21 protein-coding genes and 1 tRNA gene are annotated in these 25,207 nt (G+C 49.7%); 13 read left to right on the forward strand and 9 right to left on the reverse strand.

Features of this window, described 5'->3' with window-relative positions; translation table 11 throughout:
* Positions 1 to 72: 72 nt before the first annotated feature.
* Complete coding sequence (gene nhaA / locus FN808_RS10625) at positions 73 to 1,431, forward strand: Na+/H+ antiporter NhaA (protein WP_142714571.1); 1,359 nt, start codon at positions 73 to 75, stop codon at positions 1,429 to 1,431.
* Here the strand turns inward: nhaA and FN808_RS18915 are convergent.
* The 7 genes from FN808_RS18915 to FN808_RS10655 form a co-directional block, all read right to left on the reverse strand.
* On the reverse strand, positions 1,428 to 1,574 hold the full coding sequence (locus FN808_RS18915; protein ID WP_185958352.1) for a hypothetical protein: 147 nt from the start codon (positions 1,572 to 1,574) through the stop codon (positions 1,428 to 1,430). The genes nhaA and FN808_RS18915 overlap by 4 nt on opposite strands.
* An 8-nt stretch (positions 1,575 to 1,582) precedes the next feature.
* Positions 1,583 to 2,584: a hypothetical protein gene (locus tag FN808_RS10630; RefSeq protein ID WP_142714572.1), complete on the reverse strand. Its 1,002-nt coding sequence runs from the start codon at positions 2,582 to 2,584 to the stop codon at positions 1,583 to 1,585.
* Between the two features lie 61 nt (positions 2,585 to 2,645).
* Complete coding sequence (gene hisS, locus FN808_RS10635) at positions 2,646 to 3,905, reverse strand: histidine--tRNA ligase (RefSeq protein WP_142714573.1); 1,260 nt, start codon at positions 3,903 to 3,905, stop codon at positions 2,646 to 2,648.
* A gap of 209 nt (positions 3,906 to 4,114) precedes the next feature.
* Positions 4,115 to 5,101 carry an NAD(P)H-quinone oxidoreductase gene (locus tag FN808_RS10640; protein WP_142714574.1) on the reverse strand — a complete coding sequence of 329 codons (987 nt, stop codon included), beginning with the start codon at positions 5,099 to 5,101 and terminating at the stop codon, positions 4,115 to 4,117.
* A gap of 73 nt (positions 5,102 to 5,174) precedes the next feature.
* Positions 5,175 to 6,665, reverse strand: a complete 1,491-nt coding sequence (locus FN808_RS10645) for a lipopolysaccharide biosynthesis protein (RefSeq protein WP_142714575.1) — start codon at positions 6,663 to 6,665, stop codon at positions 5,175 to 5,177.
* A 120-nt stretch (positions 6,666 to 6,785) separates the two neighbouring features.
* A complete protein-coding gene (locus FN808_RS10650; protein ID WP_142714576.1) occupies positions 6,786 to 7,655 on the reverse strand; it encodes an ATP-grasp fold amidoligase family protein in 870 nt (289 codons plus the stop codon).
* A 30-nt stretch (positions 7,656 to 7,685) separates the two neighbouring features.
* A complete protein-coding gene (locus tag FN808_RS10655) occupies positions 7,686 to 8,600 on the reverse strand; it encodes a glycosyltransferase (protein WP_185958353.1) in 915 nt (304 codons plus the stop codon).
* A 92-nt stretch (positions 8,601 to 8,692) separates the two neighbouring features.
* On the opposite strand from FN808_RS10655, the gene FN808_RS10660 reads away from it, so the two are divergent.
* The 3 genes from FN808_RS10660 to FN808_RS10670 all read left to right on the forward strand — a co-directional run bounded on the left by FN808_RS10660 (position 8,693) and on the right by FN808_RS10670 (position 13,181).
* Positions 8,693 to 9,526 carry a glycosyltransferase gene (locus FN808_RS10660; protein WP_142714578.1) on the forward strand — a complete coding sequence of 278 codons (834 nt, stop codon included), beginning with the start codon at positions 8,693 to 8,695 and terminating at the stop codon, positions 9,524 to 9,526.
* Positions 9,526 to 10,299, forward strand: a complete 774-nt coding sequence (locus FN808_RS10665) for a sulfotransferase family 2 domain-containing protein (RefSeq protein WP_142714579.1) — start codon at positions 9,526 to 9,528, stop codon at positions 10,297 to 10,299. Before FN808_RS10660 ends, FN808_RS10665 begins: the two co-directional genes overlap by 1 nt.
* 161 nt (positions 10,300 to 10,460) lie before the next feature.
* A complete protein-coding gene (locus FN808_RS10670) occupies positions 10,461 to 13,181 on the forward strand; it encodes a DUF5916 domain-containing protein (protein WP_142714580.1) in 2,721 nt (906 codons plus the stop codon).
* Positions 13,182 to 13,257: 76 nt separating this feature from the next.
* On the opposite strand, the gene FN808_RS10675 is transcribed toward FN808_RS10670, so the two are convergent.
* Together FN808_RS10675 and gatC are read right to left on the reverse strand one after the other, a co-directional pair.
* Complete coding sequence (locus FN808_RS10675) at positions 13,258 to 15,735, reverse strand: YfhO family protein (protein WP_142714581.1); 2,478 nt, start codon at positions 15,733 to 15,735, stop codon at positions 13,258 to 13,260.
* A gap of 55 nt (positions 15,736 to 15,790) precedes the next feature.
* On the reverse strand, positions 15,791 to 16,078 hold the full coding sequence (gatC, locus tag FN808_RS10680; RefSeq protein WP_142714582.1) for an Asp-tRNA(Asn)/Glu-tRNA(Gln) amidotransferase subunit GatC: 288 nt from the start codon (positions 16,076 to 16,078) through the stop codon (positions 15,791 to 15,793).
* A gap of 162 nt (positions 16,079 to 16,240) precedes the next feature.
* On the opposite strand from gatC, the gene FN808_RS10685 reads away from it, so the two are divergent.
* The 9 genes from FN808_RS10685 to FN808_RS10725 all read left to right on the forward strand — a co-directional run bounded on the left by FN808_RS10685 (position 16,241) and on the right by FN808_RS10725 (position 25,170).
* On the forward strand, positions 16,241 to 16,522 hold the full coding sequence (locus FN808_RS10685) for an HPr family phosphocarrier protein (RefSeq protein ID WP_142714583.1): 282 nt from the start codon (positions 16,241 to 16,243) through the stop codon (positions 16,520 to 16,522).
* Entirely contained in the window at positions 16,506 to 18,254 is a 1,749-nt protein-coding gene (ptsP, locus tag FN808_RS10690; RefSeq protein WP_142714584.1) for a phosphoenolpyruvate--protein phosphotransferase, read from the forward strand. Before FN808_RS10685 ends, ptsP begins: the two co-directional genes overlap by 17 nt.
* Positions 18,251 to 19,297 carry a bifunctional phosphoglucose/phosphomannose isomerase gene (locus FN808_RS10695; protein WP_142714585.1) on the forward strand — a complete coding sequence of 349 codons (1,047 nt, stop codon included), beginning with the start codon at positions 18,251 to 18,253 and terminating at the stop codon, positions 19,295 to 19,297. The genes ptsP and FN808_RS10695 overlap by 4 nt, the downstream gene beginning before the upstream one ends.
* A gap of 14 nt (positions 19,298 to 19,311) precedes the next feature.
* Positions 19,312 to 20,118, forward strand: a complete 807-nt coding sequence (locus FN808_RS10700; protein ID WP_142714586.1) for a biotin--[acetyl-CoA-carboxylase] ligase — start codon at positions 19,312 to 19,314, stop codon at positions 20,116 to 20,118.
* Complete coding sequence (gene tilS / locus FN808_RS10705) at positions 20,090 to 21,451, forward strand: tRNA lysidine(34) synthetase TilS (RefSeq protein ID WP_142714587.1); 1,362 nt, start codon at positions 20,090 to 20,092, stop codon at positions 21,449 to 21,451. Before FN808_RS10700 ends, tilS begins: the two co-directional genes overlap by 29 nt.
* A gap of 5 nt (positions 21,452 to 21,456) precedes the next feature.
* On the forward strand, positions 21,457 to 22,014 hold the full coding sequence (gene hpt / locus FN808_RS10710) for a hypoxanthine phosphoribosyltransferase (protein ID WP_142714588.1): 558 nt from the start codon (positions 21,457 to 21,459) through the stop codon (positions 22,012 to 22,014).
* 128 nt (positions 22,015 to 22,142) lie between these two features.
* Positions 22,143 to 22,232: transfer RNA gene (locus FN808_RS10715), tRNA-Ser, on the forward strand.
* 244 nt (positions 22,233 to 22,476) lie between these two features.
* Positions 22,477 to 23,691: a site-specific integrase gene (locus tag FN808_RS10720; protein WP_142714589.1), complete on the forward strand. Its 1,215-nt coding sequence runs from the start codon at positions 22,477 to 22,479 to the stop codon at positions 23,689 to 23,691.
* Positions 23,692 to 23,928: 237 nt separating this feature from the next.
* The gene (locus FN808_RS10725) at positions 23,929 to 25,170 is read left to right on the forward strand and encodes a site-specific integrase (protein ID WP_142714590.1); all 1,242 of its coding nucleotides are present in this window, start codon (positions 23,929 to 23,931) and stop codon (positions 25,168 to 25,170) included.
* The last annotated feature ends 37 nt before the right edge of the window (positions 25,171 to 25,207 follow it).

A 25,207-nucleotide genomic window follows, 5' to 3' on the forward strand; every position in this document is an offset into this window, starting at 1 on the left:
TATTCCCGTGGCTTTTGATTTCTTGATACGCAATTAACAGTAAATACTAAATTAAAATAAATACACAGGAAAGTGGCGAATAATAGTATAACGGAAAAGATAAGCGGTTTTTTTAAAAAGGACTCGGCTGCAGGTATGATGCTGATGTTTGCAACCATCCTTGCGTTGGTTGTAGCCAATAGTCCTCTTTATGAGATGTATCACCATTTTTTGGAAATGCACGCAGTATTGGGATTTGGCGACTTTATGATTGATGAGTCGGTCCATCACTGGATAAATGACGGATTGATGGCCGTCTTCTTTCTGCTTGTGGGGCTGGAGATCAAGCGGGAATTGAAATACGGTGAGCTGTCAACTGTGCAGTCGGCGCTGCTTCCCGCTGTTGCAGCTGTGGGAGGGGCTATGCTGCCCGCCCTGATTTACTGGGGAATGAACAGTGGTACGGAATATATGAATGGATGGGCCATTCCCATGGCTACCGACATCGCTTTTGTAATTGGTATTGTGGCGTTGCTGGGGTCGCGTGTTCCGGTATGGGCCAAGGTGTTTGTGACAGCCATTGCGGTTGTGGATGATCTTATTGCCGTCCTTGTTATTGCTTTCTTCTACACGGAATCGATCAGTATGGTCGCCCTTGGAGTAGCCGGCGCCTGCCTGCTGCTGCTATTGCTGTTGAACTATCGCGGGGTTAATCGTATATCGCCCTATATGATTATAGGATTCATCATGTGGTGGGCTGTCCTGAAGTCCGGGGTGCATGCCACGATTGCAGGCGTGATCCTGGGGTTTGCCATCCCGGCCAGCCGCGGATGGAGTCTGGAACGGCTCAAGGATTATGCCCAGGAAGGGTTTGAACTATTCAAACAGGCCGAAGATGATGATATGCCAGTCACCAAGGAGCAGGCGCTGCACCATATGGAAGAGACGGTCAGTCACGCTGAATCACCGCTGCACAGGCTGGAGCACAAACTGCACTTTTCAGTTTATTTTCTGATTATGCCAATTTTTGCTTTTGCCAACGCAGGCGTCATCTTTGATCCCGAGGTGATGGGACATGCCTTTGCTTCAACGCTTACCTGGGGTATTGCACTGGGGCTATTCTTTGGAAAACAGATTGGTATTCTGGGCTTCACCTGGGGACTCACCAAGATGGGGTTCACCGATCTTGCGGACAACAGGGAAACCTGGAAGGTCGTCTATGGGGTGGCCTTGCTTGCCGGTATCGGTTTTACCATGTCGCTGTTTATTGCGAACTTGTCTTTCGAAGCGGGCTCAGAGCTTTTGGAGTTCGGCAAAGTCGGCATCCTGATCGGGTCCTTGATCAGCGGCCTGCTCGGATACTACTTTCTCAGCCGACGTCCCGCATACGGAGCAGAAACACAGCAGCCGTATGATGTACCCGAGCGCAGCGGGCAAAAAGAGCAGGTTTAATTGGACTTTTGAACATATTCCACGCAGTATTGCATCGAAAGGGCGGCCTCGACGGCCGTCCTTTTTAGTTTACAGGCCGCCCGGAATAGTGAAAGGAGAAATACTGTACCCCGATACTGCACCTTGCCAGCGTTCTCAAACATTGAATTGGTCAGTTGGCAATAGCGGGCTCAGCCAGTGTTCCTTCCAGACGAATTAGAATGCCCTCTCCGTTTCGGGGAAGGGATATAGAGAGCAACTGTTCGATATTTTCCAGAACACGCCGGAAAGAGGGGGAAAAATCACTTATGGAAATCGTGGCATTCTCCAGTGTGGATGCCCCATATGGCTGTTGAAGGCCAATGTCTGCACGGGCAGAAATCAAAGCAAGTTCCGAGTTAAGTTCGGATTCAAGTTGCAGATGCCCATTCTGGGGATGCGGGGAGGATTTTATACGGGCGGAATGGAAGGGGATGGCATCGGTGGCATAGCCAAAGCCCTTGATAAAAAAACCGTATTTACTTTGAAAGGCTTCCAGTGGTTTCCAGCGCAGGGAATCCATGGTAACCGTATGAGAACCGTGCTCCCAGAAGCTTTTCTTTCCGGCCGGCACGGAACCCTCGTATTGAAACTCTTGTGAGCGTAAGCCCGCAACAAGGGTTTTGGGAAACTGTAGCCTGAATCCAAAGCCTTCGGCCCGAATGGCCTGTGGTTTGGTGAAGAGGGTATCAGAAACCGCTGCCCGGATGCCGCTGAGCGCCTCCCCATCAAAATAAAGATGCAGGCTGTCAGCTGATACTTGCTGAAGATTTGACTTATTGACATAGGAGGGGCGCAGGAGCTGTGCTTCTGCCTGGTAAAGATGTTCCAGGGCATAGGCTGTGCCGCCCAGGTAGAATTTAAGGACATCGAGATAGGAAAGATCCACCGTCAGTTGCTCGGTCCGCTCGATATGATTACCCAGGATGATTGTGACATCATGCAGGATTACCTTGCCGGTAAAGGGGGTGACTTCAACGGAGGAGTGCTTTACGGAGATGGATGGATCCTGCCCCGTCTGTTCTTCGATAAGTCGAACAATCTGTTCTTCAGCTTGTGATGCCGCATAATAGTGGTACCCTGTAATTAAAGCGATTGCAAGGATGAGGCCCAATAAAAGGTATCTTTGTTTCATTGTTGGCACCTAGGCTTTTGGTGATCATGATTCGGACGATGGTGCGATTGGAGAAAGCACCTCAGGCAGATAGTTCTTCCAGTATGTCATCAAAGGGCAGGGCCACTTCTTCACTGGCCTTCATATCCCGAAGCACAAATTTACCTTCTGAAAGTTCGTTCTCGCCCACAATAATAACATGGCGGGCATTCTCACGGTCGGCATCTTTCATCTGGGCTTTGATCGACCGGCCAATGTAATCCATGGAGGCGGAGAGACCAGCTTCTCGCAGTCTGGGAAGATGTTTAATGGCCCACGACCGTGCCTTTTCACCGAGGGTCACAATATAAACATCCAGCATATCTTCTTCTGCCAGTTTGATATCCAGTTCTTCACAGGCTATCAGCAGGCGCTCAATACCTGCTGCAAACCCGACCGCTGGCGTGGGCTGTCCTCCGATTTCTTCGATCAGCAGGTCATAGCGCCCCCCGCCTCCCAGCGCATCCTGAGCGCCCAAATCAGGGCTGATAAGCTCAAAAGCTGTGCGGGTGTAGTAATCGAGTCCACGAACCAGGTGAGGATCTTCCACAAAGGAGATATTCAGTTCCCGAAGGAGTGCTTTAACCCTTTTATAATGGTCAGCGGTCTCATCGGTCAAAAAATCCGTGATAACGGGTGCGTTGTCAACGATGGGTTGGTCTTCCTGTTCTTTGGAGTCAAGAATACGAAGCGGATTGTTTTCAAATCGCTTTTGGGAGATCTCACTCAGCTCCGCCAGATGGGGACGTAAATAATCTTTCAGAGCTTTCGTATAGATTTTTCGGCTTTCCGGGTCGCCCACGGAATTAATTTTAAGCGTGGTGTTCCGGATGCCTATGCGGTCATAAATGGACATCATCAGGGCGATGATATCGACATCGGCTGCCGGGTCCTGAGCCCCGATAATTTCGGCTCCGAACTGGTGGAATTGGCGCTGGCGTCCTTTCTGGGGTTTTTCGGCACGAAACATGGGGCCGATATAATACAAGTTCTGTGTGCCGCCGCGCTGGTCAAGATGATGTTCCACGTAGGCACGGGCAACGGGTGCCGTGCATTCGGGACGAAGCACGTATTGGTCTTCACCGCGTTCAAAGGCAAACATCTCTTTAGAGACGATATCTGTTAGCTGGCCTACACCCCGAGCAATCAGCTCGGTCTGCTCCAGTATGGGCGTGCGGATCTCTTCAAAATTAAACTTCTTAGCCTCCTCGTGGATAATACGCTCAAGGGTATGCCATTGTTCTACTTCGCCGGGTAGAATATCTACCATCCCCAGGTGTGTGCTAAACGTCGGTTGCGCCATGAAATAAATGCTATTGGTTTAAAAATATTCGCTCCCAAGATAAGAGTCTGCAGTCAGAATTTCTTCGGGAATTTTGCAGGAACGCTTGGTATCCGGGGCTGCATGAGAAGAAACCATCAACATGGATTTCAAATACCAGCTCTCTGTATCAGGAGGGCCCAATACTGCAAATGGGGACAAAATTAGCCAGTGATGCGTGGATGGTTTGTTTACATTACCTCCAGAACTATTTTACCTGTATTTTTATTTTCCCGCATTCGCTGGTGGGCCTTCTCCGCGTGGTGCCAGTCAAAGGTCGAGTCGATAACGGGTTGCAGGATTCCCGCATCGAACAGCGAGAGCGCCTGGACGGTGAATGCGCGGACAAGTGCAATCTTGTACCGTTCCGGCCGGTTGCGCAGGGTAGAGCCCATAATGGACAGGCGCTTGCGAAGAATGGGAATCAAGCTCATATCTTCAACAGCATGTCCACCGAGAAAGGACAAATAAACCACGCGCCCGTCCATGGCCAGTATTTCCATGTTCTTGTGCCAGTAGGGTTTGCCGATAAAATCTACGATCACATCAACCGGGGCACTGCCCAGCTCTCGGGTGATTTCTTCCGCGTAATCCCGTGTTTTGTAGTTATAGGCCAAGTCTGCCCCGAGCTTCTTGGCGGTCTTCAGCTTATATTCCTGGCCGGCAGTGGTGATGATATGGGCATCAGAGAGATGCCGGCAGAGCTGGATGGCTGCAGTGCCCACGCCGCTGCCTCCTGCATGTATGAGTACTGTTTCCTTTTCCTGTACATTTGCCAGCCAGTAGAGGGCCTGAAAAGCGGTCAAAAAGGTTTCAGGGATGGCTGCGGCTTCGGCAAAAGACATCTGGGAGGGTACGGCCATGGCCAGAGATTCGTGTAGCGTGCAATATTGGGCATATCCGCCGCCGGGCAGCAGTCCAAATACGCGATCGCCCTTTTTCCATTTGGTGACGTGAGCCCCGACTTCCTCGACGACGCCGCCCATCTCCAGTCCTGGAATATCACTTGCGCCTTCAGGAGGCGGGTAGTTTCCGCTACGCTGCAACAGGTCTGCACGATTCACGGCAGTGGCTCTAATTCTTACCAGTATTTCACTGCCGTTTGGTTCCGGCCTGGACCTCTCCTCGATGCAGAGCGAGGAGTTTTTACCTGGGTTTTGGATGAGAATAGCTTTCATACCGTCAATTGGCTGGTTGCAAGGTTATCTGAAGAACAGTTTATGGTGGTGGACCTGGTGGAGTGTAAGCCTGTTAACCGGTGATGAAATGAAATATCTTTTGACAGCCCTGCCGGAGCAGGTTTTCTACATCATCAGAAAGGTTAAATAGCAGGATAACTCCTGTAAACAGGAATGTAATTACGAAAGATCGCACGAGCAGATCAAGGACAAAATTATAGAGGTAGGGAATCTGAAAGGAGAGACCCAGACAGGCCGCCGCAGTCAACAGAACGGCCAGTGCATTCCACCGAAAAGGCTGCATGGAGAAGGTGATCCAGACAAAGACGAATTTAACAAAATTATATATGAAGATGGAAAGGGCCGTGGCCATGGCAGCCCCCAGCATACCATGCAGCTGAATGAAAATGTAGTTGGTGGCAATGGTGAGGATGATAAGCATGATGTTGGTATACAGATCAAACCGGTAATATTTTGAATTCATGATGATGCTGCCGTTGATACCGGTAGCCATATTGAACAATTTGGCGGCTCCCACAACAATGATAATCCATTTCGCTCCCTGGTACTCAGCGGGCAGCAGGTCCATCAGATTGTGCATATTGGCCCATATTCCCACATACAACAGCGTGCCGGCAATAATCTGATTCAACGAGGTACGCTTGTAGAGGCGGTCGATTTCTTCATATTTTTTTTCTTTGATCAAGCCGGCCAGCACGGGACTGGCAATTTTGATGATGGAGCGCTGAGGCACGGCAATAACAGATCCCACATAGAAGGCTATGGCATAGACCGCGGTGCTGTTGAGGTCGATCATGGCACCCAGCATGATGATATCAATATTGCCTACGAGCAGGGTTGCGAGTCCCCCGAGCAGGGAGTAGGCCCCGTAGACTCCCATGCCCTTGAGAAGCTTGGTGTTCCTGTCCAGTTTAGGGAAGGTTATGTTGAGTTCTCCCCGCCGGTAGAGATAAGCGAGCAGGTAAAACGGCTGAATACCGTAGGTCAGTACAAAGCCGATCATGAAGCCGGTAAAGGAAATAAGATCAAAATGGTGAATAACCAGTAACAGGATGATCAGGGCCCGCATTAACACTTCATTAACAAACGATCCGGTAACGGAATCCTGCAGTGCCCGTACATAGTTGTTTAGAACCTCGAAAAAGAGGATGGCAAACACCAAAGGAACCAGGTAGAGATAATAGGACGCAAAAAGAGCCGACTGGTCATCATAATAGGTGATAAACTGTCCCTGTAACAGCAGGTAGACAGTTATAAAGAGTAGAAACCCTCCCAGGGGGACCAACAGGATAAGTGTCAGCAGGTTGCCCCTCGACTGCGCGGAATGCTGGAAATAGGGGAAGTACCGTATTACAATATTTTTGACGCCAAGATGGGCAAACTGGGCACATATGATCGAAAGCGAAATGAGCACGCGGGTCAGACCGTATTGGTCGGTGCTTAAGATATTGGGGTAGAGCAGGATGGTAGAGACAAAGCCCAGTACAATCCCCACATAGGAGATGACAGTGTTTTGAATACTTTGTCGGATGATGACGCCCAAGGCAAATACGGTCTTACTGGGGGTTTAGAGAATCTTCTGATCTTCGAATGCTCGTTAAGATAGTATTTTATGATGGTCATTAATAAATGAAAAGTAAAAGCTGGGAAAGCACGGACGAGGCTACAGGCTGATCCAGGATCCCAGGGTGCGCTCCAGGTCGGCGGGGTGGAATGGAACAAAGCCGTTGCCGGGGTAGTTTGTCATCTCGCCAAAGTAGACACCGTCGTCGAGCAGGTAAAGGTCAACGCGTATAAAATTAAAGTCAGCGGATAATGTTTCAGCTATGGAGATGGCTTTTTCAAGGTTGTTCGGCTGACGGACGTGCCCCGTGTAGGGAGGGTAGAGCAGTTGTCCCTCAATCCGGTTAAAATGGCGGTCAAAGAGGTTGCGCTTCTGGTTGCCAAAGCGATCGTAGTCGACCTGGATCAGCTTTACTTGTCCCTCAAAACAGAAAAATTTATAATCCCTGGGAATATCCTTTGCGTCATTGAGCAGCAGTTTTTCCGCCAGGAGTGTTCTCGGCAGATCCCGGTAAACCCATTCGCGGCCGATTTTAAAATAATCGGTCTTCTTCCAGCGTTCGGTCTGCAGGTAAGCCTCCCGGTACGGCTCCTCTTCTTTATCGAACACGATACGAAGCATGCCGCAACCGTGGTTGGCTTTCAGTACAAATGCAGCCGGCAGCGAATCCCAGGTTTTTTGAGTGAGGGTTCCAAAGGTATCCATAAGAGGAATCAGGTGGTCTGTGCCCACTTTTTCAGCAACATAATTCCGCACCTTGGTTCGATCCGCCACCTGTCGGCGGAGGGGAGTTCGTTCGTACAGCTTGATGAATTGAATTTTTTCCGTAAACTTTTCGGGCTCCTCAAGGTCGGGCCATTCATTGAGCTCCAGCCAGTAGCGGACTTTGGCATACCATCGGTCGGAGAGCATGTGGCGGAATATCCCCCAGAAGAGTTTTGACAGGAGCGGATCTAACAATTTTTTCATGGCTGGTCAGTCAAGAAATTGCAGATTAAATTACGATTGCCCGGAAAAGTATCCCTCAGCAATCCATTTCCGAAATTTAAGCAGCATCACTGCTTTCGCGGGCTGAAGGGATAATGCATACGGAAAAAAAAGCAGGAGGGAGGCCCCCCATTTAGGCAGTTCTCTCATCCAGTAGGTCATGCGGCTGCTCTGTGCCTGCAGAGCCATGCTCTGGCCCAGTCCCAGGGCCTGTCGCTTAATATATTCTTCGGTCAGCCGTTGTTCGTCAACCCGGTGATAGAGCATCGCCTCCGGAAGATAATAGACCGTAATGTCTTTATCCCTGATTCGCTCAAAAAGCTCCTTCTCCTCGCTGGCTTTCAGCTGGCGTCCTTTACGGCCGAGATTGGTATTAAAAGGGGAAACCCGGTTAAAGAGAGCTTTTCGGAACCCCATGTTTCCTCCGAACGGATATTTGCCTGCGGGATATTTTCTGAGGGAATTGCCCAGGTCGTGATGGCCCAGCAGAGGCAGCAGAAAATGGGACATCCACCGGGGCCGGGAAGCATCAAACTGAACATGGATTTTTCCGCCGGCTGCCATGGCTTGTGGATGCTCTGAAACAAAAGAGTACCAGGCTGATATCAGGCTGCCTGTGGCACGAATATCATCATCGAGGAAAACCAGAAAGGGTGCTTTTGCTTCTTTAATGCCCCGGTTTCGCGCATGCGAAAGTCCCTGATTTGGTTCTTTGATATAACGAATCGGATTGTGATCTTTAGAATATGATTCCTGATGTCGATGAACGACCCTGGGCGTCTCATCAGTGGAATTATTATCCACAATCAGCAGTTCAACCTGCAGGTCAACCAGGTGCTGATCCTGCAGCGAGTAAAGGGTGTCATCGAGATAATCCGCACGATTGTATGTGCATATTATAAAACTGACCTTGGGCCTTTGGGTCATGATGTTGGTTGATGTCCGTTCGTTAAAAGCTTGAAAATACATTTTTTATTGTAAAGGATGCGAATTTTGATAATAAGTGTTTCTGCCGTTTTATGAATCAGTCTCCACTTGTATCCGCTGTTGTTACCACACACAACCGGGAGGAGCTGCTGCCGCGTGCGCTCGATTCTGTAGCTGTACAGGGATATCCCCGCTTGGAACTGGTGGTAGTGGATGATGGTTCCAGGAACGAGGTCAGGTCTGTTGTGAAGGGATACAGGGAGGTACTGCCGGTGCAATATATCCGGAATGAACATCCGAGGGGAGCCTGCCGGGCCCGTAACCAGGGCATCCAGGCAGCTTCCGGCATCTTTGTGGCGGGGTTGGATGATGATGATGCCTGGCGGAAAGATCGTATTGCAAAGCTGGTGGAGGCTTATTCCGATGACTGGGCTTTTGTGACCTCGGATGTTAGAATGATGTACCGGAAAGGAGCGCGGGTGTGGAGGAAGCCCCCATCGATTACCCTCGATGATCTGCTCTATTCCAATTATGTAGGTAATCAGGGGCTTATAAAAAAAGAGCGACTGCTGGCGGTGGGTTGTTTTGATGACACGCTGGCGGCCGCCCAGGATTACGACCTGTGGATCCGGCTGGCAGAAAAATTTGGCCCCGTAAAAAATGTCCGTGAACCGCTGCAGGATGTTTATATTGAGCATGGAGGGGAGCGTATCTCCAACCCGCACGATCAGCTGCGGGGATATTTGGCTTTTTATCAGAAACACAAATCCAAAATGAATAACCGCCAGCGCAAATACCAGCTTTTCAATATTAGGAAAGCCACCGGAAAGGCCACTTCCCTGCTGGACCTGGCAGGGTGGGTGCCGCCGCACCGGTACTGGAAGGAGATCAAAAACTGGCTGGCTGCTAAATACTTCACAAACTGATGGGGGGTCTCAGACGAACATGGGATGAGCTCAGGCTGTACAGCCGCTATGCCTTCCGGAAAATGGGCTGGCGGGCTTATCAGATTCACCAGATCTACCTGCCGGAACAGAAACTTATCTATATTCCCATTCCCAAGAATGCCTGCACCTCTATTAAGCACGCCCTGCATGAGATCGAATTTGACAAACGGTTTGATTCCGATCTGCCCGAGTTCAGTGATTACCGGGAACATCATGACTATTATAAAAAACGCTCTCATGCTTTTACGAGTGTGAAAGCCTTGCGGAAGGCCGATGCTTTTCGTTTTGCCCTGGTTCGTGACCCTGTACGGCGCCTGCTTTCCTGCTATCGCAACCGTGTGGTGGACCTGAAAGACTTGCATGCAAGCCGCAGGGCACTGGAAAGGATGCAGCTGCCTGTGGAGCCGGACCTGAACACCTTTGTACTGAACCTGGAGCACTACCGGCAGGCCAGCAAGAGCATAGATCATCATTCGCGTCCCCAGAGCCAGTTTCTGGGTGGTACCCTGTCCTATCTGGATAACATATACACGCTGGATGAGATGCCAGAACTGGTAAAGATGCTTCGGGCGTATAAACCGGACTTGGAGCTGCGCCGCCGCAAAACGGGGGGCACCAGGGTGATCCTCGCTGATTTGTCAGCGGAGGCACTGGATTACGCACTGCAGTTTTACCACGAGGACTATAAACTGCTGGATCGCTATGTCAGCAGGCGTGAGCTCACAAAAGCTTTCCGGGCCAGCAAGGCGTAAGAGAATAGGCCGTAGCTCGTCGTCAGGAGAGTTCTTGTGAGAAATCCCTGATATTTGAAACCTTTTCGGCATGGCACTAGTCTCTATATAAAAATCAATCCGGATGAGTAGTCCACTGGGGAACAGCGCAATCCCTGCTAACTTTTAAATTCCCTGTTTTTATGAAATCAGTATGTATATCCATGGTATTGGTATGTCTTGCCGTGACTGTTTATGCCCAGTCGCCTGATGATTTTAATGAATACGAGTATCGCCGTGCAGTTGATAACGATATCCGCAAAGGATCAGCCGCCGCTCCCAGGATGGAGGCAAGGCGTATAGATCCCGAATCGGAAATAATCCTGGATGGTTTCAGCTCCGACTCTGTGTGGGAACATGTGCCTGTGGCTTCCGGGTTTACCCAGCGGAAGCCAGACGACGGTGCGCCCGCCACTATGAGGACTGAGGTAAAAATGGTATATACGGATACCCATGTCTATGTTGCTATGAAAGCATTTGATTCAGCTCCGGATTCCATTGTAGCCCCGCTTTTTCGCCGTGATGGTGATGAGGCCAGCGACTGGTTCCATATTGCCTTCGACAGCTATAGTGACAGGCGCACGGCTTTTGTGTTTGGGGTCAATCCCCGGGGAGTACAGCGTGATTTTATGATTACGGACAATTCCAACGAGGACAGCAGCTGGGATGCGGTCTGGCAAGCGCAGGCCCGGCTGGTTGAGGATGGGTGGGTTGCGGAAATGAAGATCCCCCTCTCTCAGCTCCGGTTCAGTTCCAGGTCCGACGTTCAGCAGTGGGGCATTAACTTCCAGCGGTCTGTAGCCCGTTCGGGTGAGGAGGCGTTCTGGGCGCCGACGCCCCAGAGTTCATCTGGAATCGTATCCAACTTTGGCACCCTGGAGGGAATCCGTCAGCTGAAGGAACCACGCCGCCTGGAAGTGATGCCGTATATTTCTGCTGATATCACCCGATCTCCCCGGGAAAGTACGGGTAATCCCTACTACCAACAGAATTCCTTCTCCGGAAATGTGGGAGGGGACCTCAAATATGGCATCACCTCCGATTTAACCCTTTCAGCAACGATAAATCCCGATTTTGGACAGGTGGAAGGGGATCCCGCTGTCATCAATCTGACGGCCAATGAGAATTTCTTTGAGGAAAAGCGCCCCTTCTTTTTGGAAGGCCGTGATATCTTTCAATTTGGACGAACCCGCACGTTTATCCGCTATACCGCTCCCACGCCCTTTTACTCACGCCGTATCGGGCGGAATCCGCAGGGCGACAGGACTATGGCAGCTATCGATGGGGAAGCTTATGTGGATCGGCCCGATTTTACCACCATTGCGGGGGCGGCCAAATTAAGCGGCAAAACCCAGGGGGGATGGTCCCTGGGTTTCCTGGATGCCTATACGCTGAAGGAAAATGCGCGATTTTCTACTCCCGGGGGCGCTGAGGAGTCATTTGCGGTTGAGCCGGCTACCAACTATCTGGTGGGACGTGCCAAGAAGGATTTCAACAATGGCAATTCTTTTGTCGGTGGTTTTGCCAGCGGGGTTAACCGCTCAATCAGCGACACCTACTTTAGCAATTACCTGCACTCCTCGGCCTATCTCGGCGGTGTTGATTATGAGCATCGTTTTTGGAAAAACAACTGGATTGCCAGCGGTGCATTCTCCTACAGCAGCGTCAATGGGTCTCGGGCAGCTGTTGAACGAACCCAGAAATCGCCGGTGCGCTACTTCAACCGGGTGGATTCCAAAAGGCTGTCAGTGGATGCCAACCGGTCCTCGCTGAATGGTTTTGCTACAGAGCTCAGCCTGCAGAAAAGGGGAGGAGAGGATCACTGGCTGGGGGCACTTACCTATACGGAAATTTCCCCCGGCTATGAGGCCAATGATCTGGGCTTTCTCACAAGATCCGATCTGCGTTGGATGGGAGGTGTGCTGGCTTACCGGGAAACCTCTCCGCGGCATGTAGAGTATTACGAATTTTTTGGAGGCTATGATCGCGGCTGGAACTACGATGGGGATTTGATCCGAAACAGCATGATGGTTGGAGGCTTTGTACGCTTTCACAACTTATGGTCATTTAATTTCAACCTGGGACAGAATTTCAAACAGTATACCGACCGGGTGAGTCGGGGCGGGCCGGTGATGGAGCGTCCGCGGGACTGGAACCTGGTGGCTGAGATCAATTCAAATCCCAATAAAACGGTTTCTTTTAATATGGGCGGTAACCTGAGAAGGGAAGTGGCCGGGGAGTTGGACAATGCGGTGTGGGCTTCGCTGAAAGTGAAACCAATACCTTCGATGCAGCTGGATATATCACCCCGATATGGATATGCCAGGGATATCGATCAGTATGTGCGGAGGGTGGAAGATAGTGGCGCTGATCATACCTACGGCTATCGTTATGTATTTGCAGATATCGGGCAGCATACGCTTAGCACGAGTATACGGCTGAATTGGACCTTTTCAACCCGGATGAGCCTGCAGACCTATGTCCGTCTCTATTTCGCAAGCGGAGACTACCACCATTATAAGGAGCTTGCGGAGCCCCGTACGGTCAACTTTGCCCGCTACGGCGAGGACAGGGGAAATGTAGTATTCGACGGAGAGAAATATCAGGTGAATCCCGATGGGACGGACAATGGAAATACCTTCAGTTTTGCCAATCCCGATTTTAATTTCCGTTCTATTCAGGGCAATGCGGTTTTCCGGTGGGAGTATGCTCCGGGGTCGACGCTCTACCTGGTCTGGCAGCAACAACGGCAGGGAACCTTGAATGTGGGTGATTTTAATCTTTCCCGGGATGTTGACGCCCTTTTTCAGACCCGGGCCACGAACGTTTTCCTGGTAAAACTCAGCTATTGGTTCGGGAAATGATTTTAAGAAAAGGGCGGGGCAGCGTAGGGAACACCCATTCAGAGACCGGGGCGTACAGCTCCGGCTTCTAGGGCTGTCAGGGCTTGAAGCTTTGTACGAGAACAATACCTCCGATGATCCACAGAATGATATGTCCGGCCCATGCAAGCCTCAGCCCCCATATATTGGAGGCCGGTTCAAATGTCAGCCTGATAGTATGATTTCCGGCTGGTACCTGCAGCCCGCGGAGCACAAAGTTCGTCTTATAAATTCGGGTTGGCGTACCGTCGATTGTCGCCTTCCACCCAGCTGGATAATAGATTTCACTCAGTACCAGAAAGCTTTCTCCGGATGAAGATGTGGTAAGTTCAATGGTTTTTGCGTCGTAGGAGGCAACCTCTACCGTTGCAGCAGTGTCTGTAGAAGCGGCCATGCTCTGGCTGGTCTCAATGACAGCATGATTGGCAGGGTTGAAATTTGCCGCCGGCTTCATCTGTTCTACGGCCTCCCGGGGACCAGAAACAGTGATAACAGAATCCACGAAAAAAGCCTTGGGCAATACATCATCATTGCGATAAACCCGCTGTCCATTCTGGTTGAAAACTTCGGTATAGCCTTCAAAGGGCAGGGCCTGCTGAGCCGTAACATATTTTACATTCAGCATGTCCAGGATAGGATCATTGATGCCGGAGGAACCACCCATCAGAAGATGATCGATCAAGTCTTGGTAGTGGGCCAGTTTGGCCCCGGTATACCCCCCGATGGTGGGATAAAAATAGGCCGGAATGGCATTATTGAACGGATTTCGCATCAGTGGGAAAACGCGGTAGGGATAGCCTTCACCGCTGTTGATATTCTGCATGATATATTTGTCGGCCGGCTGTTGACGCTGCTGGATAAGCTGTTCCGCTTCCATCCGCTTGGTTGTCATCTGATCCTCATTGACGTATCGGTGGTCCACGCTCAGCATATCATAGGTAGCCAGCAGCAGCAGACCCGCCAGGAAATAACCTTTGCTCACTTTCCGGTTGAACAGCGCCCAGACGAGTCCACCCGCCAGCAGAACCAGGATAAAGTAGCGCATGGAATCGCTGCCGGCCATCTCCTTGCGCTCTGGTTTTAACCGGGTATTGATAAAGGTACTGACCTGCTGGCGAACCTGCGGGTTGTCGGGTGATACATTATTCTGCTGAGCGACCTGTTGGATATACTGTTCCACTTCACCGGGTTTTTCAAAAGAGAGCACCGCATCACTGCCGAAGGCAAAAATGACTCCCAGCCCCGCCGCTATTCCCAGGGGAAGGTAGAGGTCTTTTATCCCTTTCTTTGTGGATTGAGCCATGCCGATCAGCGATTCGGCTCCATAGACCGCAAGCACCGAAAAGCAGAAGACGGAAACAATAAGCCACATCTCGGGCGTGCGAAATTTATTAAAGTAGGGCATGTAATTGAACAAAAACTCATTGAGCAGAGGAAAATGGTAGCCCAGGGAGAAGAGGGTGGTCAGAGATCCAACACCGAAGAAGAGATATTTGATTTTTTTTCGGTAGTGGAATAGGCCGACAAGGCTTAATACAAAGGCGATGCCTCCCAGGTAATGGGGGCCGCTGGTGAAAGATTTCGGTCCCCAATAGGCTTCGCTCGAGGAGCCGCCGTAGAGTCCGGGAATGACCAGGGTTAACAGCTCCCCAACGCCCTGCGACCAGCTGAATGCATACTCGAGAGATAGACCGCCGGCCTGTGAGGATGTATCCAGGGTAGACCCTCCGCGTGTACTGTATTGGGCATATTCATACAGGCGCCAGTACAGGTCAATGCTGCAAAGGATGGCGAGGATGCCGGCTGCAAAAGCAAGGCCTGTGCGCTGAAGCCATTCGGTGATGGTTTCCTTCTTGTAGGCAATCCAGCTGTCGTATAACCACCAGAACCCAAGCAGGTATAAGAAATAGTAGGTCACCTGCGGATGGTTGGCCCTCAGCTGCAGGGTCATCGCCAGGGCGAAAATGAAAAAGGCGGCCAGTTTTCTGCTGGACCTTGAAACCAGATAATAGCCGGCAAACATCCAGGGGATAAACGAGAATGCCATGAATTTGCTGTAGTGGCCGGCTTCAATGATAATAGGCAGGTAGGTCGTAAAACCGATGAGGACCGCCCCGAGAGCAGCCGAAAGTGGCCGGACTCCCTGTATGACAAAGAAGAAATAGCTTCCACCCAATAAAATCCAGAAAAAAGCAAGCGGATGCGCATTTGCGCCAATCCATTTGAAAAAAGTGTCAATACTTGGCGGGGAGGAGGGATTATGAAGTACATAGGAGGGCATCCCGGAGAACATGTTGGTGGCCCAGTTGGGATGGTCCCCGTCGTGGGTTTCCATGTACTCAATGACCGACTCCGAGCCTGCACGCCACTGCAGGACATCATTTCCCAAAAACTGTTTGCCCCCGAAAAATATGGCTGAGTAAAGGATTAGGGGAAGGAGGAAAAGGAAAGCCAGTGCGATCCCGTGCTTTTTGTTTTCTGACAGCCGGGATAGAAAATCCTCTTTCAGGGTGGGGGCGGTGCGTTTTGAATTCAAAGCGGGAATATTGAGTGATTATCATTAACCCCGTATAAACACGGCGGCGGGCATCTTAGTCGATGACCCGGGGCACGCGAAAGTAGTCGGAATCGGCATCGGGAGCATTTTTGAGGGCGTCCTCATGAGAAAGAGGCGGTTGGGCCTTGTCGTCGCGAAGCCGATATTCCAGGTCAATGACATGCTCCAGAGGCTCAACATCGGAGGTATCCAGTTCTTCCAGCGTGGTCATATAGTCCAGAATCTGGTTCATATCACTGACTAACGATTCCGACTCTTCATCCGTTAGTTGCAGGTGAGCCAGATCCGCTACATATTTAACATCTTTTTTGGTAACAGACATGAAATTTCGATATTTAGTTCATTTCAAATGAGTCATAAATTAACAAAACAAATAAGGAATCGGCAATTTAATAATGAGGCGTTCTGGTGATGATATTTTCGCTGTATCCTTCATGGATAGTTAGAACAATAATTAGCATTTTAAACTATAAACAAGCACCTGATGATTAAAGAAAAAGTTACGATTGTGAATGATGCCGGGCTGCATGCGCGTCCGGCAGCAGCATTGGTGAAGTTAGCCAGCAAGTATGATTCCGATTTCTTTATTCATATGTACGGATACAAGGTCAATGGCAAAAGTATCCTGGGAGTCATGACCTTGGCTGCGGAACAGGGTGCTGAGCTGGAATTGGAAATTGAGGGTAAAGATGAAGAAGAAGCTGCTGAAGCGATCATTGATCTGATCAACAGTGGTTTCGGAGAAGTATATGATGATGAAGGATAATATTTCTACAGAAGAAATGTTGCTTTCCGGCGCTCCCGCTGCGCCGGGTATTGCCATGGGCCGGACCAGTATCTACAGGCGAAACCGGCCGACGATCTCATCACAGGCTATTGCCGATGATGAAATTGAACAGCAGCTTGCCCATTTCGAGAAAGCGCTGGAGGAAGCCCGGAAGGAAATCCGGGAACTTTTGCAGGCTCAGAATAACGCCGAAGTCCGGGAGCTGTTGCAGGCTCACATAGAGATGATCAACGACCCCGATCTTCGAAAACGGGTGGAAATTGAAATTCACAAGTATAATCAGCCCGCTGATGCTGCCATAGAGAAAGTCTTTGGTACCTATCTGGACCTGATGGAAAATAACCAGCAGGGGATGCTGCAGGACCGTTCTGTGGATATTTCAGATGTTCGGGATCGATTGATCCAGCTTATTAATAATGATGAAGAGGAGGAAATTGAGGAGGGCAGCATTCTGGTGGCTGCGGAACTCAGCCCCCGGGAAGTGATTGAATTTTCCGAGCAGAATATCCGCGGTATTGTGATGGACCGGGGGGGGACCACTTCGCATGCCGTTATTTTGGCGCGATCCATGCGCATTCCAACTGTTGTGGGAGTGAAAGATGCCTCCTCCTCGATCAGCACCCAGGAGCTGATCATATTGAATGGTGATCACGGAGAGGTGGTTGTGAATCCCACGCTCGCAACGCGGAAAAAGTATGATAAGATTGTGACACGTGCGGCTGATGAGGAGTCGCAACGGCAAAAGATCTGTGCACACCCCAACAAAACCAGCGACGGCTGTCCCTTTACCCTTCAGGCCAACATTGAGTTTGAAGAGGAGCTGGCTGCGGTCGAGGCTGTTCGTGCGGAGGGCATTGGCCTGCTCCGTACGGAATCACTTTATTTGCGTCACGACCAGTTCGACGATGAGCAGAAACAATATTCTTTTTATCAATCAATTCTTGATAAGACCGCTCCTCACCCGGTCACCATACGCCTTTTTGATGCCGGAGGTGATAAGTTTTTCGATCTCGGGCAGCAGGAACACAACCCCTTCCTGGGATGGCGGGGTATACGCCTGCTCCTGGATGAGCAGGCCTTGCTGGAACAGCAGCTGCGGGCTATTCTGAAAACTGCGGCAGCCTATCCCGGCCGTGTCCGTATCCTGGTTCCAATGGTCTCTTCGCTTGAGGAAGTAGCGGCAATAAAGGAGAGAGTTGATAAGTTGAAAGAACAGCTTTGCACGGAAATCGGGGTTGCCAAAATTGATGTCCGGCTTGGTATCATGGTGGAGGTGCCGGCTGTTGCCATGGATGCCGAGCACTTTGCCCGAGAGGTGGATTTTATGAGTATTGGGACCAATGATTTAACGCAGTATCTGTTGGCTGTAGACCGCGGTAATGAACGAATTTCCGGTTTGTACGACCAGCGGCATCCCTCCGTATGGAAGATGATCCAAAAGGTGATTGAAGCGGGAGCCGCTACCAATACCCCCGTTAGTGTCTGCGGAGAACTGGCCTCCGATCCGGTTGCGGCCTGTGGCTTGCTCGGACTGGGCCTGAATGAACTGAGCATGACCCCGGGCGCACTCCCCAGGGTCAAAAAGACCTTGTGCAGTCATTCCATGGATGAGATGAGGGAACTTTCTGAAAATATTGTGGCAAGCACAAGGGTTTCGGAGGTCAAGGAACTGTTCGCCGATTTTTCAACTAAGAGTAGCTATTTAGAATGATGGATCTATCACGTATAGAAGCGGTCGATACACAGGACATGTGGAGTTACCTGGTGGGTTTCCCGGAGCAGTGGAAAGAAGCCGGTAAGCTGACGAAAGAGGTAGACTTTACGATTGACAAGGACCGAATACAGACAATTTGTTTGGTGGGAATGGGAGGCTCGGCCATAGGGGCCGACTTGATACGCGCCTGCTGTTATCACAGCTCCCCTTACCCCCTGCAGGTGATTCGGCACTATGAGATACCCGGCTGGGTTGATGAGCACACCCTGGTTATCGGTTGCAGCTTTTCCGGTAATACCGAAGAAACCCTGACCGCCGTGGCCAGCGCCCGCCGGAAAGGTGCCCAGGCCGTTGTTATCACTTCCGGCGGTGAATTACTGCTGAATGCGGCGCGCGAAGGGTATGATTATATTAAAATACCGGGTGGCATTGCGCCGCGGGCGGCCCTGGGCTATAGTTTTGTCCCTCTTTTTCGTCTTTTCCAGTACCTGTCGCTAACGGACGAGGGGGAGGAGGCCCTGAAAGAGACGCATCAATTGCTGCGTGAACAGAATGGACTGTTTTCAAATCCTGATGACAATGAGGCATTGACCCTGGCAAGGGAGCTTAATGACACCCTGCCCATTATTTATTCGGATGCCACGCTGATGGAACCGGTTAACCTCCGGTGGCGGCAGCAGTTCGAAGAGAATGCAAAAACACTGGCATATGGCAATAGCCTACCGGAAATGACGCACAATGAAATAGTAGGGTGGGAACGGGTTGTTCATCTGACAGGGCGCCTGTCGGTAATCATGCTTGTCGATGAAGGAGATAATAAACGAGTGAAACAGCGCATGCAGATTGTGGAAGAGCTTATAGCGTATCAGACGGCATCCATGCATGTTTTTGAAACTCGCGGCCAAAGCAAGCTGGCACGGATGTTTTCGTTGATACAACTGGCCGACTGGACCAGCTTCTACCTGGCGATACTCAATGGAACAGACCCGACCCCTGTGGCAAAGATCGATTTGTTGAAAAGCAAATTGGCTGAAGCATAGGAAAATGATAATGAATGCATGATGTTTTGAGCGATTCTTTTGATGTATCAGTATTTAAAAAGAGCTTGTCTACCCAATGGCTGGGACGGGAGTTTCGCTATTTTAGCTCTCTGCCGTCAACGAATACCTATCTCAAGGAGCTGGATGCCGGTGAAATTACGCAGGGCACGATCGTAGTGACCGACGAGCAGTTTTCCGGCCGGGGGCAGTACGACCGGACCTGGACCTCCGAGCCGGGACAGAACCTGACGTTTTCGATGGCGTTTAAACCTCAGAGTGCCGAGGGCTTTCATGTCTTGACCCTGGCCTGTGCATTGGCGCTTGTGGAACAGCTAAGACAGTTCGACCAGCAAGCCAGCCTTTCTATCAAATGGCCCAATGATGTATTGTTTAATCATAAGAAAGTTGCGGGGCTCCTGACCGAGGCCGTCTTTCTGGGAAACAAGCCGGACCGCCTGATAATTGGGATGGGCCTGAATGTCAATCAGCAAGAATATGATGCCGAACTGAGCGATAAAGCAACCTCTATCCGACTGGAAATCCACAAGAAGTTGGTACGCGAGCAGCTTCTTTGTGATCTGCTGTATCGTATTGAATACAAATATAAACGGTGGAATGAACGGCAGCTGGATCTTCTCAGGGAAGTTAACCGGAAAATTCAGGGATACGGCAAATGGATTGGCCTGAGGATTGACGGGAAGAAGAAAAATGGGGCCTATAAGCTGCTGGGCGTCAATGAAGTTGGACGCCTGGTGGTACTAAACAGGGAAGGTGGATTAGAGTCTTTTTCGTATGAGCAAATCCGAGTTATCACGGATTGAAGCAACCATTCAAAATTACCTAACCGATTTTTTTGGAGATCGGGAAACTCTTCATCTTATTGTTGGAGTGAGTGGAGGGGTGGATTCCATGTGTTTGCTCTATGCCTTGCACCGACTAAACATCTCAGCCTGCGCGGTTCATCTGAATTATCAGAAACGCGGAGAGGCTTCCCGTAACGATGCACGTCTTGTGGAACGGATGGCCAGGCAGTGGAATTTTGAGTGCCGCATTATCGATGTCAACCCGAAGGATGCGGAGGGACAGAATTTTCAGGAGTGGGCCCGTGACCGCCGGTACCGGTTGTTTGATGTCATGGCTGAGCAGCAGCAGGCGGACGGCATTGCCGTGGCCCATCACCGGGACGACCAGATTGAAACGATATTGTTGAAGATGTTTCGGGGAGGCGGACTGGCCAGCTGGTCGGCCATGCAGGTTTGGGACGGGCGTCTTTTTCGTCCGCTGCTGGAGTTTTCCAGGGAGGAGATCACCGCCTATGCCCGCCGTGAGCAGATTCCATATCGCACGGATGTTTCTAACCTGGAATCTGACTTTGCGCGTAACTTTTTGCGAAATGAATGGCTGGAATCGCTTTCCGATTTTTTTCCGGGATGGAAAAAGAATATCCTGCGTATCAGTAAGCAGGCCCGACAATACGATCGTGCCCTTGCATGGATAGCGGATCACATATCTGATGGACGTGGCATTGAGAGGGAGGCTTTTCATACGCTTGGTGAGGGCCTGCAGAAAGCCGTGCTGTTGTCTCTGGTCAAAGAGCGAAATCCCGATGCCTATATTTCGCGCCAAAGCCTTGCGCAGGTAGAAGCCCTGAGCGGTCTGCAGACCGGAGGTAAGATTCAGCTGACGAAGAACTTTTCGCTGATACGCGATCGTAATTATTACTGTATTCTGGAAGAACAGCCTGCGACTATGGGTGAGATCGAGCTGCACAAGGACAAGCTGGAACAAGACAGCTTCGGTGGAGCAGGGCTAACCCTGGCACTAACCTCCTGCGATGATTTAACGGATCCTGACATACTCTGCTTGGATCCGGATAAGATGGAGTGGCCGTTAAGGCTGCGCCGCTGGAAGGATGGAGACCGTTTTCAGCCGCTGGGCATGGAGGGCCATCAGCTGGTATCCGACCATCTGACGAACCGAAAAGTACCATCGGCCCATAAGCGCAAAGCACTGGTTATTGAATCTTTTGAAGAAACCATTTGCGCTGTTATCTTTCCGCCAGTCAAAAACGGCACCTCCATCGGCATGATTTCCGAACAGGTTAAGCTGGATGCCGGAGAGGCGCGATGCTTGAAAATAAGATATAGCACATAGTATTGATGGCCCTCTACAAACCACAGACGGTTGAATGCAACGGTGAAACATTTCATGTCTATCTTACTGAAAAAGAACTCCGGGAACGAATAGCTGAGCTGGGAAAAGAGTTATCCGAACGATATGCCGGCAAAAATCCTATTTTTATCGGTGTACTCAACGGAGCCTACATATTTCTCTCTGACCTGATGCGCCGTGTGGAGATACCCTGCGAGGTTGATTTCCTGAAACTGAGCAGCTACGGGGATGAAAAGGTCTCTTCCGGGCAGGTGACCGACCTCAAGGATATTGACGCCAATATCGAAGGACGAAACGTTATCCTGGTTGAAGATATCGTTGATACGGGGCTTTCCATGAAGTATATCGTCGACAAGCTGCAGAAGAAGAACCCCGCCTCTATTGCTACGGTAACGCTTCTGCATAAAAGTGAAGCAACTCACCACGATGTTCAGCTTGATTATGTGGGGTTTAAGATTCCCACGCTGTTTGTGCTGGGCTATGGGCTGGACTATGCACAGGAGGGACGGAATCTGGCTCAGATTTACATCCTCGACGGCGAATAACCGGCGCCGGAAACCTCGCTTCCGAAGGCCGAGCCGAAAGGAATGAGTACTTCTGCAGCCAGGGATGTCAGTTTTTAACAGAAATAGATTGATTAGAAAAATAAACTCGCTTATATTTGCACTCGCTCGGAGAGATGGCTGAGTGGTCGAAAGCGCTCCCCTGCTAAGGGAGTATACCCCCATACGGGGTATCGAGGGTTCGAATCCCTCTCTCTCCGCAAATTAGGGTACAGATTGTTTATATAGATCCAAATCTGTACTCTATCACCTTAGAAGGCAGGTACTACTTACAGATAACGACAGATTCTGCCAGATTCTTGGTGACTATTTCGGTGACCATCCGTTTTTCATGAAATTTGGTCACCGGGATAACCGGAATTTGTGGCATACCAGGACAGAGACATAGACTGACACCGCCTTTCATTCAGCTATAATCTCAATATTTTAATCTGGATAGCCATTATGACCTATCAGACTCTGCAATTATCATATCTCATTCGTAAGCACAAGAAGCGTAAAGACGGAACTGTTCCTATCTATCTAAGAATCGGAATGGGAGGCAAGCGAGTGGAAATCTCTGCATCCCGCACTATAGCCCCTGAAAAATGGGATCCTGACAGAAAAAAGGTAAAGGGACGTACACCGGAAGTAAAGTCCATCAACAGTTACCTTGATACCTTAAAAGCCAACGTCTATGATGCCCACCGGCAGCTCCTGCAGGAAGGGGAGGAGATTTCCGCTAAAGCTATCAAACGCAGGCTTACAGGAAAGGATAAAAAGTCCCATGCTGTTGTCGATGTCTTCACAAAGCACAACGAAAAGATGAAATCCCTCGTCGGGATGGATTTTGCCAAAGGCACATACAAGCGGTACTGCACATGTTTGAACCATATAAAGGATTTCCTTTCCCAAGAGTATGATATGGAATATCCCGTCGACAAGGTGGACCTGGAGTTCATTGAAGCCTTTGAATATTATCTTAAAACCAAAAAGAACCCCTGTGGGCACAACTCCGCGCTCAAATATGTATTTAACTTCAAGAAGATTGTTCACTTGGCCATGAGGAAAAAATGGCTCGATGAAGATCCTTTTTTGGAGTATGACAAAACGTTACAGAAAAAGTCCCCAACCTGTCTGAGTCAGGATGAATTGGAACGTATAGAGAGCACAGAATTGGAATCTGAGCGCCTTCGAAGAATTCGGGATGTCTTTGTATTCCGTTGCTATACCGGACTTGCCTATAGCGATGCTTGCAGGGTAGATGGAAATCACATTAAGTACAACAATGAAGGCAAACCCTACCTGGATGTAAAGCGGGTGAAAACTGATAAACAGGCCATTATCCCATTGCTCCCCAAAGCCATGGAGATTATCAAGAAGTATCATGATGATCCCGAAACAGCTGATGGGCGGTTGCTTCCCACTATTTCCAACCAAAAGACGAATGAGTATCTCAAAGAGGTCGCGACTCTGGCAGGTGTAGACAAAAAGCTGACTACTCATGTAGCCCGGCATACCTGTGCTACTACGGTCATGCTGGCTAATGAAGTTCCGGTAGAGACGGTCCAAAAAATTCTGGGCCATTCTAAGCTATCTACCACTATGCACTATGCGAGGGTAGCAGGCAGTAAAATTCATAAAGATATCAACAAACTGCAAAAACGGTTGGCCTCCTGAGATAACCCAGGAAGAAAGTCCCACAACGTTTCATGTTGTGGGGCTTATCTCTGTTGATACAAAATAGTTTAAAGTACTGACCACCCAGGGAACAGTAATACATAGTATCTGTTCGTAGCTATTTTATTTTCTGGTATGGCTATATTTTAACAACCACCAGCTACAATGGTACAGGGATACCATTTACAGTCCCACTAGAATCATCATTTCATATCATAACTAAATCAAGAGAACATTATGTATAAACCAATTCAACTTTCATTTGTATTGCGAGCCAGTGACAAGCGCAAAGACGGCACAGCACCCATCTACATGCGCATACGTGTTAACGGTAAAGTGACGGAAATGTCGGCATCGCGCAAAATTGACCCAGAGCGGTGGGATCCCAAGGCTAGAAGGGTCAAGGGTCACTCGCCAGATGCCCGCTCTATCAACGCTTATTTGGATACCTTAAAGGCGGAAGCCAACGATGCTCACCACCAACTTATGCAGGGTGGAGAGGATGTTACTGCTCATAATGTAAAGGCAAGGATGCAAGGAAAAGAAGTGCATATGAAGCCTCTACTTGAGCTGTTTACCGAGCACAACAATAAGATGGAACAGCTCATCGGAAAAGACTACTCAGAGAATACCTATAAAAAGTACAAAACCTCGTATGGGCACCTGGAAAGATTTATGGATGACCCGGAACTTCCGGTAACCAAAGTAGACCTGGATTTCCTGGAGGACTTTGAGTATTACCTCAAGACTAAGAAGAATCCCTGCTCTCATAATACCACGATGAAATACATGTCGCATCTGAAGAAGATCATCAATCTTGCTCTGAGAAAAGACTTCATCAAGAAGGATCCTTTTTTGAATTACGACATAAGCTACAAAAAGAAAACGCCGGTATATTTAAGCCAAGATGAACTGGGTCGCATTGAAAACAAACAGATCGATATTGACCGACTCAGCAAGGTCAGAGACGTTTTTGTGTTCTCCTGCTATACAGGGCTGAGCTTCACCGATGCCGAGCAGTTGAAGCAAACTGATGTTCGTTGGAATAAACAGGGAGAAGCGTTCTTGGAGATGAACCGAACAAGGAACAATGAGTTGTCCGAAATACTATTACTACCCAAAGCGGTAGAGATCATTAAGCGTTATCAGTCAGTTCCGGAGACCCAGGATGGAAGCCTGCTGCCTATGATTTCGAATCAAAAGACCAATGCCTACCTAAAGGAATTAGCAGCACTCTGTGGGATTAACAAAACTCTTACCCACTATGTGGCACGCAGTACCTTTGCTATAACAGTACTGTTAAACAATGGAGTCCCCGTGGAGACGGTCCAGATGATCATGGGACACTCCAGGCTATCAAGAACTATGCACTATGCCCGCATAGCACAGGAGATAAAAATGACAAATGAAACCAACTTATATGAAGTAGTCACGATGAAATCTGACAGTTTAGTTAGATTAGAGTATCCAACAACCTAATCACTAAACGCAGACTCACCATGACTACGCAAGACAA

This window comes from Fodinibius sediminis, from assembly GCF_900182555.1.
GTDB classification, from domain to species: Bacteria; Bacteroidota; Rhodothermia; order Balneolales; family Balneolaceae; genus Fodinibius; species Fodinibius sediminis.